At 71.3% G+C, this 12,451-nt stretch carries 10 protein-coding genes; 6 read left to right on the plus strand and 4 right to left on the minus strand.

From position 1 onward, the window contains the following. Positions 1–12 precede the first annotated feature (12 nt). A complete protein-coding gene (locus ACIQOE_RS14170) occupies positions 13–882 on the plus strand; it encodes an NAD(P)H-binding protein (protein ID WP_401411686.1) in 870 nt (289 codons plus the stop codon). A gap of 18 nt (positions 883–900) precedes the next feature. Here the strand turns inward: ACIQOE_RS14170 and ACIQOE_RS14175 are convergent, their stop codons facing one another. Both ACIQOE_RS14175 and ACIQOE_RS14180 read right to left on the minus strand, forming a co-directional pair. Beyond that, a complete protein-coding gene (locus ACIQOE_RS14175; RefSeq protein WP_365555024.1) occupies positions 901–1,539 on the minus strand; it encodes a methyltransferase domain-containing protein in 639 nt (212 codons plus the stop codon). Between the two features lie 151 nt (positions 1,540–1,690). After that, complete coding sequence (locus ACIQOE_RS14180) at positions 1,691–1,894, minus strand: cold-shock protein (RefSeq protein ID WP_003992177.1); 204 nt, start codon at positions 1,892–1,894, stop codon at positions 1,691–1,693. Positions 1,895–2,188: 294 nt separating this feature from the next. On the opposite strand from ACIQOE_RS14180, the gene ACIQOE_RS14185 reads away from it, so the two are divergent. Both ACIQOE_RS14185 and ACIQOE_RS14190 read left to right on the plus strand, forming a co-directional pair. Beyond that, entirely contained in the window at positions 2,189–3,037 is an 849-nt protein-coding gene (locus ACIQOE_RS14185) for a menaquinone biosynthesis protein (RefSeq protein WP_362175230.1), read from the plus strand. Positions 3,038–3,079: 42 nt separating this feature from the next. Further along, entirely contained in the window at positions 3,080–4,879 is a 1,800-nt protein-coding gene (locus ACIQOE_RS14190) for a protein kinase (RefSeq protein WP_401411689.1), read from the plus strand. 21 nt (positions 4,880–4,900) lie between these two features. On the opposite strand, the gene ACIQOE_RS14195 is transcribed toward ACIQOE_RS14190, so the two are convergent. Continuing rightward, positions 4,901–9,475 (minus strand): FtsK/SpoIIIE domain-containing protein, encoded by a 4,575-nt coding sequence (locus tag ACIQOE_RS14195; RefSeq protein WP_401411691.1) that lies wholly within the window; start codon positions 9,473–9,475, stop codon positions 4,901–4,903. 237 nt (positions 9,476–9,712) lie between these two features. Here ACIQOE_RS14195 and ACIQOE_RS14200 point away from each other — a divergent pair, with 237 nt between their 5' ends. Then, positions 9,713–10,018 carry a WXG100 family type VII secretion target gene (locus ACIQOE_RS14200; RefSeq protein WP_351317920.1) on the plus strand — a complete coding sequence of 102 codons (306 nt, stop codon included), beginning with the start codon at positions 9,713–9,715 and terminating at the stop codon, positions 10,016–10,018. Between the two features lie 67 nt (positions 10,019–10,085). Here the strand turns inward: ACIQOE_RS14200 and ACIQOE_RS14205 are convergent, their stop codons facing one another. After that, complete coding sequence (locus ACIQOE_RS14205; RefSeq protein ID WP_401411693.1) at positions 10,086–10,784, minus strand: hypothetical protein; 699 nt, start codon at positions 10,782–10,784, stop codon at positions 10,086–10,088. 78 nt (positions 10,785–10,862) lie between these two features. On the opposite strand from ACIQOE_RS14205, the gene ACIQOE_RS14210 reads away from it, so the two are divergent. Further along, on the plus strand, positions 10,863–11,168 hold the full coding sequence (locus ACIQOE_RS14210) for a type VII secretion target (RefSeq protein WP_351317924.1): 306 nt from the start codon (positions 10,863–10,865) through the stop codon (positions 11,166–11,168). Next, positions 11,165–12,418 (plus strand): putative T7SS-secreted protein, encoded by a 1,254-nt coding sequence (locus ACIQOE_RS14215; protein WP_365570427.1) that lies wholly within the window; start codon positions 11,165–11,167, stop codon positions 12,416–12,418. Before ACIQOE_RS14210 ends, ACIQOE_RS14215 begins: the two co-directional genes overlap by 4 nt. Positions 12,419–12,451 lie beyond the last annotated feature (33 nt).

Genomic DNA, 12,451 nt, shown 5'->3' on the forward strand with positions numbered 1-12,451 from the left:
CTGGAGGACATCGTGATCATCGTGACCGGAGCCACCGGACAGCTCGGCGGCCAGATCGTGGAGCGGCTGCTGGACCGCGTGCCGGCCGAGCGGGTCGGCGTCAGCGTGCGCGACCCGGACAAGGCGCGGGCGCGGTCCTTCGCGGACCGCGGGGTGCGGGTGCGGCAGGGCAGCTTCACCGACGGGACCGGACTGGCGCACGCCTTCGAGGGCGCGTCCCAGATCCTGATCGTCTCCGTCGACCGGATGGGCGCGGAGACCGTACGCCAGCACCGCACCGCCATCGACGCGGCCGTGGCCGCCGGCGCCCGCCGCATCCTCTACACCGCCCAGATGGGCGCGAGCCCCACCTCGCGGTTCCAGGCCTGCCGCGACCACGCGGCCACCGAGGAGGCCCTGGCCGCCTCCGGCGCCGCCTGGACCTCGCTGCGCAACGGCTTCCACGCGGCCAGCGGACTGCACTTCCTCGCCGAGGGCCTGGCCTCCGGAGAGGTCGTCCTGCCCGCTGACGGACCCGTCTGCTGGACGGCCCACGCCGACCTGGCGGAGGCGGCCGCCGTGATCCTCGCCGACGAGGGCCGCTTCGAGGGCCCGACGCCGGCGCTCACCGCCCCGGAGGCGCTGACGTTCGCCGACCTCGCCGCCGCCGCGACCGCTCTCACCGGCCGCGCCGTCACCAGGACCGTCGCACCGGACGACGCCTTCCGCGCCCGGCTGGTGGCCGGCGGCGTCCCCGAGGAGACGGCCGGCCACCTGCTGAGCATCTTCCCCGCGGCCCGCGAGCACGAGTTCGCGACCGCCGACCCGACCCTGGCGAAGCTGCTCGGCCGCGACCCGGTCGGCGTGCGGGAGCTGCTGCGCGAACAGCTCGCCGGCCACTGAGCGGCGCCGCCATCCGCGTCAGGCGGTCGCCAGCAGGAAGGCCTGCGGACTGCTCTCGCCGAGGTCGGCGTCGGCCTCCCGCACCGTGCGGGAGTGGAGCGTGAAGCCCGCCTGTGCCAGCAGCGCGGCCATCGTCTCCGGCCGCCGCCGCCGGAAGTCCAGGGCCACCGGATGCCCCCACGGATCCGTCAGCCGCCGGTCCGTGTCGCCCGCCTGGAAGGCGAGCAGCAGCCGCCCGCCCGGCCGCAGCACCCTGCGGAACTCCCCGAACAGCGCCGGCAGCCGGTCGTCGGGCGTGTGAATGGACGAGTACCAGCACAGCACCCCGTCCAGCGCCCCGTCCGCCAGGTCCAGGTCCAGCATCGAGCCCGCGACGAAGCGCAGGCCCGGATTCTCCCGGCGGGCCACGGCGAGCATCGACTCGGACAGGTCCAGCCCGAACACCGACAGCCCGAACCCGGCCAGCCGGGCGGTGACCCGGCCGGGCCCGCACCCCAGGTCGGCCACCGCACCGCCCTCGCCGACCAGCTCCGCGAACGCGGCCAGCAGGGCCCGCTCCAGCGGCCGGTCGGCCAGATCGGTGCGGAAGTGGTCGGCGTAGTCCTCGGCGACCGTGTCGTAGAAGGTGCGGATGGCGGTGACGAAATCGGCGGTCATGCCGCGGCACGCTAGCGGCCGCCACTGACAGCGCCCGCCGTCCGGGCCGGGCCCGGGAAAAGGGCAGGAGCCCCGTCGCCGTAAGGCGCGGGGCTCCTTGGGTACTGCACTCAGTCTGAGATCAGACTTGTGGGTGTCTGGATCAGTGAGATCAGACGGGGGTGACGTTCTCCGCCTGCGGGCCCTTCGGACCCTGCGTGACGTCGAAGCTCACCTGCTGGTTCTCCTCGAGCGAGCGGAAGCCGCTCGCGTTGATCGCGGAGTAGTGAACGAAGACGTCCGGGCCGCCGCCCTCCTGGGCAATGAAGCCAAAGCCCTTTTCGGCGTTGAACCACTTAACGGTTCCGGTAGCCATAAGCCCTCCTTGGGCTCAAAAGGGTCGCCCTGCTCCAGAACCTGCAAGTGTGAAAACAAACTAAGTGCCGCACAACTGCATACGTCTGAAAACGACGAGAGCCCGCGGTTACATGCTCCGCAGGCTCTGTACTGCAAGGGAAACCAAACTGCAACTTGCGGCGAGCCTAGCATGCGGGCAGCCGAAAGCAACAGAGGCCAAGATCACGTCACCCGGACGTTTGAACGGCCTCGGAAGTGGGTTGACGTCAGGGGCGGTCTCAGCACCGTACCTCATGGGGTCTAGTCTCGCGATGTGGACAATTCTCGCACCCGGCCGCGCGTCGGCCACATCCAGTTCCTGAACTGCCTGCCCCTCTACTGGGGGCTCGCGAGAACCGGCACCCTTCTCGACTTCGAGCTGACCAAGGACACCCCTGAGAAGCTCAGCGAGCAGCTGGTGCGCGGCGACCTCGACATCGGGCCCATCACCCTCGTGGAGTTCCTGCGCAACGCCGGCGACCTGGTCGCCTTCCCGGACATCGCCGTCGGCTGCGACGGCCCGGTCATGTCCTGCGTGATCGTCTCGCAGGTCCCGCTGGACCAGCTGGACGGCCGCCGGGTCGCCCTCGGCTCGACCTCGCGCACCTCGGTCCGCCTGGCCCAGCTGCTGCTCGCCGACCGCTACGGCGTCCGCCCCGACTACTACACCTGCCCGCCCGACCTGAGCCTGATGATGCAGGAGGCGGACGCGGCGGTGCTCATCGGCGACGCGGCCCTGCGCGCCAACCTGCTGGACGCCCCGCGCTTCGGCCTCCAGGTGCACGACCTCGGCGCGCTGTGGAAGGAGTGGACGGGCCTGCCGTTCGTCTTCGCGGTCTGGGCGGCCCGCCGCGACTACCTGGAACGCGAGCCCCACCTCACGCGCGAGGTGCACGGCGCCTTCCTGGACTCCCGCAACCTCTCCCTGGAGGAGGTCGCCAAGGTCGCCGAACAGGCCGCCCGCTGGGAGGCCTTCGACGAGGCGACCCTGGCCCAGTACTTCACCACCCTCGACTTCAGCTTCGGCGCACCCCAGCTGGCCGCCGTCCAGGAGTTCGCCCGCCGGGTCGGCCCGACGACCGGATTCGCGGCGGATGTGAAGGTCGATCTGCTTCAGGCCTGACAGGCAATAGGCTGCTGCCCGGACTTACTGGGGGGTGGGGACATGCAGCCGCTCGCGGGTGACGAACCTACGGTTGTCGGGCCGTACCGGCTGCTCGGCCGGCTCGGCTCCGGCGGCATGGGCCGCGTCTATCTGGGCCGCTCGGCCGGCGGCCGGTCCGTCGCGGTGAAGATCGTGCATCCGCACTTCGCCCTGGACGAGGAGTTCCGGGCCCGCTTCCGCCGCGAGGTGGCCGCCGCCCGGCGGGTCGGCGGCGCCTGGACGGCACCCGTCCTGGACGCCGACCCGGAGGCCCCGGTGCCCTGGGTCGCCACCGCCTACGCGGCGGGCCCGTCCCTCACCGCGGCCGTCGTCGACGGCGGCCCGCTGCCCGCGCACACGGTACGGGCCCTGGGCGCCGGCCTCGCCGAGGCGCTGACCGCCGTCCACGAACTGGGCCTGGTGCACCGGGACGTGAAGCCGTCCAACGTGCTGCTGACCCTCGACGGCCCGCTGCTGATCGACTTCGGCATCGCGCGCGCCACGGACGGCACCGCCTCGCTGACGTCGTCGGGCGTCTCCATCGGCTCGCCCGGATACATGTCGCCCGAGCAGATCCTCGGCAAGGGCGTCACGGGTGCCGCGGACGTCTTCTCGTTCGGCGCGGTGCTGGCGTTCGCGGCGAACGGCACACCGCCCTTCCCCGGCGACTCCTCCGCCGCCCTGCTCTACAAGGTCGTCCACGAGGAACCCGAACTCGGCGCGCTGGCCGGTGAGCTGCGCGAGGTCACCGAGGCCTGCCTGGCGAAGGACCCGGCGGCCCGGCCGGCCCCCGGCGAGGTGGCCCGGCGGCTCGCCCCGGAGGGAGCGGCGCGGCTGATGTCGGGCGGCTGGCTGCCGGGGGCGCTGGTGGAGCGGGTCAGCCGGAGCGCGGTGGCGGTGCTGAACCTGGAGGCGACGGGAGCCGCGGAGGCGGCGGTGCCGGCGTCCGGGACGGTGGCGCTCGGGGCGCCTTCGCGGGAGGCGCCCGCGGAAGCTTCGACGGGCGTTGCCGCAGGCGCCTCGACGGGCGTTCCCCCAGTTGCCTCGACGGGTGCCTCCACGGGTGCGTCGACGGGCGTTCCCGCGGGCGGGCCCGTGCCCGCAGGGGTGTTCGGGCCGCCGCCGACGGTGCCGCCCGCGGCCGTACCCGAGCCGCGGGACGCCGTACCGCCGGGGAAGGTCTCGGTGAGCGTCGCCGCGACCGCCGTACCGGCGGGGGAGGGCGGGCGCGGGCGCCGGGTGAGCTGCACGGTGGCGCTCGCGGTCGCCGGGGCGCTGGCGGCGGTGACCGTCGGCGCGGGGTTCCTGCTGCAGCCCTACCTGGGCCACGACGACGGCGGTCCGAGCAGCGGCGCCGGCACCTCGCCGACGGGATCGTCCTCGGCGTCGTCCTCCGCGTCCTCCTCTTCCTCGTCGCCGTCGTCGTCGCCGTCGTCGCCGTCGTCGCCGTCCGATTCCGGTGACGGACCCGTCCCGGCCGCCTACCTGGGCACCTGGGAGGGCTCCGCCACCGCCCTGGACGGCAACCTGCCCGTCGGCACCTTCCGGGTCACCGTCCGGCAGGCCAGGACCGGCCAGGAGCTGGGCCGGCTGCGCCAGACCGACCAGCTGGGCGGGGTCTGCACGGACGTCCTCACCCTGAGATCGGTCACCGCCAAGAAGATCGTCGCGACCTCGAAGGGCGCCGAGGGCAACCACGACGGCTGCGACCCGGACCCCGTCACCGTGTACCTGACCCCGAGCGACGGCGATCTCATCTACACCTCGGACAGCTCGGCGGAGGGCAACCCGGTGTCGGTGATGTCGAGGACGGGGGACTGAGCCCCCGTCCCGCGGCCGCCGCTACTGCGGAGTGGTCACCGTGACGTGCTCCCCGCTGCCCAGGTGCAGCATGCCCTTGCCGGGCGTGACGGGCCCGCCGACCATGTTCCGGGTCGTCCGGATGCCGATCAGCTCGCCGGAACCGGACTCCTGCGGGGAGAGCAGGATGCCCCGGCGGGCCTTCTTCGCGTCGACCTGCCAGCCGGAGAAGCCGTCGCAGATCTCGTCCTCGTCACCGGCGATGACCACGGCGAGGCCCTCCTCGGCCCCGCGCTCCACGATCCGCTTGAAGACGTCCTCGGCGTCGCAGTCGTCCAGCACCTCGGCGTCGTCGACCAGGACGACGATCGGCTCGGCCGGCGACGCAGACGCGAGTACCTCGGTCAGCTCGTCCTCGTCGACGTCCCGCCCGGTGAAGACCTTCAACACGCCGTCCCGGCCCTCCAGTTCACGCAGCGGCGACATCCGCGGCGCGGCCACGACGATCCGCACGCCCTGCGCGAGATAGGAGCGGGCGAAGCCCAACAGGCTCGTCGAACGGCCGGACTTGGCCGGTCCGCCGATGACGAACGCGGGCACGCCCTGCGCCAGGTCCGGTCCGAAGGCGGTCAGTTCGTCGCCGCCGACACCGACCAGCGCCCACAGCGGCGAGGCCGCCGCGGCCGGGTCCCGCATCGCCCACGCGTCCTCGAAGGAGATCCGGCCGGGCAGCACGTCCACCCGGAACGGCCGCCGGGAGCGCGGCACCCCGGCGTCCCGGGCCTCGGCCGCCTCGCCGATCGCGACGATCGCCGCGTTCTGTCCCTGCCCGCTGGTGTCCTCCGACAGCAGCGCGAACTGCGTCTCGGCGGCCGTCTCGCTGCGGAAGGCCCGGCCGGGCGGGATCTCCTCGGGCACCTTGCGGGAGTTGATGTCCAGCATCGAGAAGTCGGCCCGGTCGGCGAGCCGCAGACCGTACTTGTCCTCGGTGAGGGAGGAGATCCGGCCCGCCAGGATCTGCCGGTCACCGGTGAGGACCAGATGGATGCCGACGCTCGCGCCCTCCCGCATCATCACCATGATCTGGTCGGTGAGGTCGCCGTGGTTCAGCTCGCCGAGGGTCGGCAGCCAGCCCTCCCAGCGGTCCAGGAGCAGCACGATGTGCGGCAGCCGCTCCGCCTCCGCGACGGCGCCCCGCTGCTCGCCGATGTCCGCGAACCCCTTGTCCGCCAACAGCTCCTGACGGCGGCCGAGTTCACCGCTGAGGCGGGCCATCAGCCGCTCGACGCGCTCGGTCTGGTTGCGGCCGACGACCGCTCCGCAGTGCGGCAGCCGGGTCAGCGCGTTGAGCGCGCCGTTGCCGCAGTCGATGCCGTACAGGTGCACGTCCGCACAGGAGTTGGTGCGGGCCAGCGAACCGGCGATGGTGCGCAGCACCTGGGAGCGTCCGGTGCGCGGTGCACCGGCGACGATGAGGTGCCCGAAACGCGCGAAGTCGACGGCGACCGCACGGCGTGCCTGCTCGCCGGGCAGGTCCTCGACACCGTACGGGGCGGCGGGCAGCGCGCCCTGCCCCTGCACGGCCGGCACGTCGTCCAGCAGCAGCATGTCGTCCAGGGCGGGCAGCCACGGCGAGTGCTGGGCCGGGATCGCCAGCGCGGTGTTCGCCTCGCGCACCGCGTCCACCAGCACCTTCAGGTCCGTGATCTCGTCGTCCTCCCTGGCCTCGGACTTGGGCTTGCGCAACGCGGCCCGCCCGAGGTCTTCCCAGGACAGCGCCCCGGCCCAGGGCGCCAGGGTCGCGGGGTCGGCCGCACCGGGCCGCCGGCCGCCGACCCGGCCCGACTGGAACGGGATCAGCGAGGCGTGCCCGAGCCGCACGTACGCCCGGCCCGGCGTGCTCTTCGCGATGTGCCCGGCGTCGGGCGCGTCGATGACGTCGGTCGACTCGCCCGCGTCGGTCACCCGCAGCGCGATCCGGAGGTTGGTGTTGGCGCGGATCTCGGGCGACACCACACCCGAGGGCCGCTGGGTGGCCAGCAGCAGGTGGATGCCGAGCGACCGGCCTCGCTGGGCGATGTTCACCAGGCCCGTGACGAAGTCCGGAAGGTCGCGGACCATGGACGCGAACTCGTCGATGACGATGAGCAGCCGGGGCACCGGCGGGTGCGCGGGGTTGCGGCGCACCAGGTCCTGGTAGTCCTCGATGTCCTTGGCGTCGGCGGCGGCGAGGATGTGCTCACGCCGCTTCAGCTCGGCGCCCAGCGACTCCAGCGCCCGCTCCACGAGGTGCGCGTCGAGGTCGGTCACCATGCCGACAGTGTGCGGGAGTTGCACACAGTCCTTGAACGCCGAGCCGCCCTTGTAGTCGACGAGCACGAAGGTCATGTTCTCCGGCGTGTTCGCCACCGCCAGCGCCGCCACGATGGTCTGGAGCAGCTCGGACTTGCCGGAACCGGTGGTGCCGGCGATCAGGCCGTGCGGGCCGTCGCGCCGGAGGTCGATGCCGAACGGACCGTCGTAGGACTCCCCGATGACCGCCATCGTCGACTGGCCGCCCATCCGCCAGCGGGCGGCGATCGCGTCCCGGCTCGGCGGCTCCAGCTGGAGCACGTCGAGCAGCCGGCTGGCGGCGGGCAGCGCCGAGTCCTCGGCCTCGCCGCTGATGTCACGCAGCGGGGAGAGCGAGCGGGCGAGCCGGGCGCACCAGGCGGGGGAGACGAGGTCGGGGCGCACGTCCCGCTTGCGCAGCGCCCCGCTCTGCTCGACCCGCAGCCGCAACTCCAGGTCCTGCGGCGCCTGTTCCGCCGCCTGCTGCGTCTGCTGGGCCTGCGGGTGCCAGGCCTGGAACGACGGGAAGCCACCGGCCGCCTGCTGTGCCACGGCCGTCGCGGGCGCCTCCTTCGCCGCCACCGGTTCGGCGACGACGACACCCTGGCACTCGCCCGGCAGGAACCGCTCCTCCTCGTCCAGGCAGATGGACCGCAGGGCCACTCCCGGCCCCTCCTTCAGCAGCCGCACCACACCGGGCATGGACCGCAGCCGCCGCGACCCGTCCCACACGATCACGACGTCCGGGTCGGCGAAGGCGGGCCCGTCCGTCTTGCTCCGGCCGCCCTGCTGGAGGGCCTTCTGCCGGGCGTCGAGGATCTGGGTGAGTTCTCCGACGCGGGCCGCGACGGTCTCGGAGTCCGTGCCGATCAGCACGTTCACGTCCTGGCCGCCGCCGGGACGGGAGTGCGGCAGCCAGCGCACCCAGTCCCAGCGGCCGCCGGCGTCGTGGTCGGTGAGGACGTAGAACTGCACGTCCATCGGGCTGTGCAGCACGGCGGTCTGCGCGACCGCCCAGCGGCCCAGCGCGTGCGCCGCGTCCCCGGGCCCGGCGACGCCGACGACTCCGAGGTCGCGCAGCGACAGGGCGACCGGCGCGTCCTCGATGTACCAGCGGACCTTGCGCTTGTGCTCGTCCTGCTCCGGGTCGTCGAGTTCGACCTCCGAGGGCACCCGCCCGGTACCGAACCGGATCAGCAGGTGGTCGGCGTCGGTACGGCGCCGCTCCCACAGCCGCGTCCGGGGCCCGGTGCCGTACGTCAGCACGGCCGCGGGATCGGGTACGGCGGCCCGCCGGTCGCTCCGCTCGGTCCTCAGGGCCTCCTGCGCGTCGTCCTCGATCCGGCCCTTGTGCTCCTTGTACTCCTTGAGCTGCTTGGCGTGGGACTTGCGCCCGTGCTTCTTGTCCATGAAGTAGTTGCCGAAGAGCATGACGGGGCTCATCACGGCCATGATCAGGTAGTACCAGCGCCCGAACATCATCACCGAGACGACGGCGCCGACGAGCGGCAGCAGCGCCATCAGCCAGGGCAGCGGCCGGGCCTCGTAGTCGCCGGGCGGGTTCGGGAGCGAGAAGTGCGTCTGGTGCTCGGCGGGGCGCAGCCGCGGCGGCCGGTTGTAGTCGAGCCCGGCACCGTCGTCGGACCACTTGAGGGCCGCGTTGGGCGGGGTGTATCCGGTGATCTCCAACAGGCTGTTGCCGAGCGCCAGTTGGGCGCCGAGCGGCCAGTCGCCGGGGCCGTCGAACTCCTCGCCGTCCAGCCGGGCGCCGTCGGTGTGCGTCTCGGCCCTGCAGGTCCCGTCGATGGCGATGGTGAGGGTGGCGGCGCGGACGGGCAGCTCGGGGTCGTCGACGCGGAGGTGGCAGGCGGGGCCGGAGCCGATGTCGTACCGCCCGACACCGAGCCGGTGCACGGCACCGGCCGCGGGACCGCCCGCCACCCGGAACTCCACGATCCCGGTGGGCTCGCCGAGCACGCATCCGGCGGGATCGTGCAGGCTGACGACGACACCGTCGCGCAGCGGCGAGGCGACGACGGTGGCGGCCGGGTCGAGGGCGTAGCCGTCGACGTAGGCGAGCGGACCGGCCGCCTGGACGGCCGACGTCCCGCGCGGCGCCCCGATGGGTATGACCCGGGCGACCTCGTCACCGTCCGGCCGGCCGAGACCGACCTGGCTCGCCAGTTCCCGGGCGACGTCACCGACGGTCGACTCGGGATCGGCGTCGAGCACGACGTCGGCGGTGGCGCCGCCTACCGGGTCCACGACGGTCATACTCAGGCGCACGTCAGTCCTCCTCGCCGGCCCGGCACACTCGGATCGACCTTAGCCGGACGGCCTTTCACGGGCGCAACGGGATTGCTCCGGTTCACGATTCCCTCGCACGAGGGCCCTGCGGCCACGTGTGTCCCACCCGTAGGATCTTTGCTCATGGGACGGCCGGGTCAGGACCGGCCGATCCGTCCGAGCAAGCCACGGGGGCGAGCCCTGGGGCGGCCACAACACAACGGGAGGGATGCCGACATGGGCAAGGGCAAAGACACGGACCTTACTTATGCCGAGATGGAGAAGGTCGCCGGCGACCTGATCAAGGACATGCACGAGCTCGAGGACAAGATCAAGAACATCGAGAAGCGTGTCTCGGCACTGGTGGAGGAGGGCTTCACCACCCAGAAGGCCTCGGGAGCCTACGACGACTCCATGAAGGACTTCACCAAGGGCGCCACCAAGACCATCCAGGGCCTGCACGGCCTCTCGGACTTCCTGAAGAAGGCCAAGGAAGCGTACGAGCAGCTGGACGATCAGCTGGCTAAGCAGGCCAAGGGTTAGTAAAGTCCGAGGTCGCTGGACGACCGGGTGCGACGGAGCACGTGCTGTGCTTCGTCGCACCCGGCTGTCAGGCTTCGGTGGCCCGGGCCTCGTCCGGTTGCTGACGGCGCTTCACGTACGTGTGCAGCTCGCTGTCCCACTCCTCGGTCTTCAGCGTGAGCCACGAGCCGTCGTCGAAGCGCAGGAGCAGCTTGTCGTTCTTGAGCGTGAAGTCGGCGAGGGGGTCCGCGAGGACGGCCTCTCCTGCGGGTATCTCGGCGACGACCTGCATGAGGGCATCGCGGCGGATCGACACGCGCTTGGGCGGGGCAGCCAGCAGGATGCGGTTTCCGGCGAGTGCGACCAGACGTTCGTGGTGGGGGGAATGGCTGTACCACTGCAGGAGGAGGCGGCCGGCCGCCCCGTTCCAGTCGCCGTCGAAGGTCCTGTCGAGACCGAACTCGACGACGGCTTCGTCCCGTCGTCTCTTTTCGAGCATCGCGGCACGGTGACGGTCTTGCTCCCCGGTCGTCGACAGCATGCGCTGGAGGGCTTCCTCACCCGTGGCGATGAGCGCGAACAGCTTGCTGATGTACAGGACGGGCGTTCCCAGCGTGACCCCGAGCATGCCGAGCGGCCTGATGAAGGCGGGCCGCAGGGGCGCCGATCCGGCTGCCCGGTGTGCTTCGGCCGGAGGCTCCGGGATCTTGCCGATCGTGCACCAGGCCGCTGCGTCGGGGGCGACGCCGAGCCGGTCCCGCACGGTGTGGTCGGTACTCGTGGACAACCCCGTCCCACCTTCCGTGTCGTCTGTCGGAGGACGTCTCGCGGCAGTGTCTCATGTCCATGATGGGGGAGCTTTTCAATGGCCGACAGAATCAGGTACGACCTCGACATGATCAAGGGGTGCTCCCGCACACTGGGAAAACTCCACAAAGAGTTTGACCAGCACGGGAACCCTTCGGACGGTTACGAGGACGAACTTGGGCACGGTGGGCTGAAAGACGCCTTCGACGAGTTCGGTACCACCTGGAAGAAGACGCGCAAGAAGCTGTCGAAGGAACTGAAGAAGCTGGCCGATTACACGGGAGCGGCGGCCCAGAAGTACGAAGAGATCGACCATGAATTGGCCAGGGCCATTGCCGAGAACACGGGGAAGGGCAAGAAGTGAGCAGGCGATCCAGTGACTGGCCGCCGCTGTGGGACGAGGATCCCACGCCGGGGGACCCGGACGAAGTCGCCGCCCTCGGGCGGAAGCTGCGGCAGATGGCCGACACCATCGACGAGCAGGCGCGGGTGATCAAGGCGCTGTCCTCGGTGGAGGGGTGGGACAGTGACGCCGGCCGCGCCTTCAACGAGATCGCGGACGGTGCCGGAGACCGGCTCAAGAAGGCGTTCGAGCGGTACGACGAGGCGTCCAAGGCGTTGGGTACCAAAGTGGCCGAGGGCGAATCCAAGGAGTTCGCCGGAGAGCTGCAGCGAGCTCAGAAGAAGGCTGACAAGGCCCTGACGGATTACCGCGAGGCCAAGTCCGATCACGATCTCGCCGACCGGGAAGTGAAGAGGTTCACGGACAAGTACCTCGTCAGTCAGATACCCGAGGCGGACAGGCCCGAGTACGAACGCTGGGAGAGGAAGCGCGACGACGCGCTGCATCGCATCGGTCAGGCGCGAAAGGAGGTCAAGGACGCCAGGGACATATTCGATGACGCAGGGGACCGTGCCGCCCGCCACATCAAGGATGTGGTCCACCATGACGCGGTGCGTGACCCTGGCGGATTCATGAACTGGCTTGCCGACTGGGCCGACACATTCTCCAACATCTCCGCGATCCTGTCCGTCCTCGCAGTCGTCTGCGCATTCATCCCGCCCTTGCAGTTCCTGGTCCCCGTCTTCGCCACCCTCGCGGTGCTCGCCAGCGCGGCGGCACTGGCAGGGCACGCCTACGACATGACGGTGCGTGGCGGGAAGGTCAACTGGCTCACACTCGGCACGGACTTTCTGGGAGTTCTTCCCGGGCTCGGTGCCCTCAAGGGTTTCAAGGCCGTGACCAAACTCAAGGGAGTGTTCAAGCTGGGAACTTTGGGTGAGGTCGGGGCCGGTGCTCTTGCCGGAGTCGGGCACAACTTCCTCAACGGCCTCAGCGTCACCCTGACGAACAAGGTCCTCGCCCAAGGTCTCAAAGTCGGGCAGCGGCTCAACGTCGCCGGTCTTCCCGAACAGTTCGTCCCCATCGCAGGAAAGCAGATCACCGGGGTCATCAAGGGGAACGGTCTCGCGAGCGCACTCCACCGGATGTTCAGCGGCAAGAACGGCGGGACCACCGGCTACCAGGAGCCGGAGCCCGCCCGGCCCACACCGACCCCGTCACCGTCGCCTCAGCCTTCGCCCAAGCCGTTCCACGCGGCGCTGGCCGCGTAGGCGCTCCGACGTCCGTCCAAGCCGCGTATCAAG

Source organism: Streptomyces sp. NPDC091282 (assembly GCF_044757385.1).
Classification (GTDB): Bacteria; Actinomycetota; Actinomycetes; order Streptomycetales; family Streptomycetaceae; genus Streptomyces; species Streptomyces gramineus.

Excerpts from the sequence above, each read along its gene's own strand:
- ACIQOE_RS14210 (WP_351317924.1), top strand. The coding sequence starts at position 10,863 with ATGGCCGACAGAATCAGGTACGACCTCGACATGATCAAGGGGTGCTCC.
- ACIQOE_RS14175 (WP_365555024.1), bottom strand. The coding sequence starts at position 1,539 with ATGACCGCCGATTTCGTCACCGCCATCCGCACCTTCTACGACACGGTC.
- ACIQOE_RS14190 (WP_401411689.1), top strand. The coding sequence starts at position 3,080 with ATGCAGCCGCTCGCGGGTGACGAACCTACGGTTGTCGGGCCGTACCGG.
- ACIQOE_RS14200 (WP_351317920.1), top strand. The coding sequence starts at position 9,713 with ATGGGCAAGGGCAAAGACACGGACCTTACTTATGCCGAGATGGAGAAG.
- ACIQOE_RS14180 (WP_003992177.1), bottom strand. The coding sequence starts at position 1,894 with ATGGCTACCGGAACCGTTAAGTGGTTCAACGCCGAAAAGGGCTTTGGC.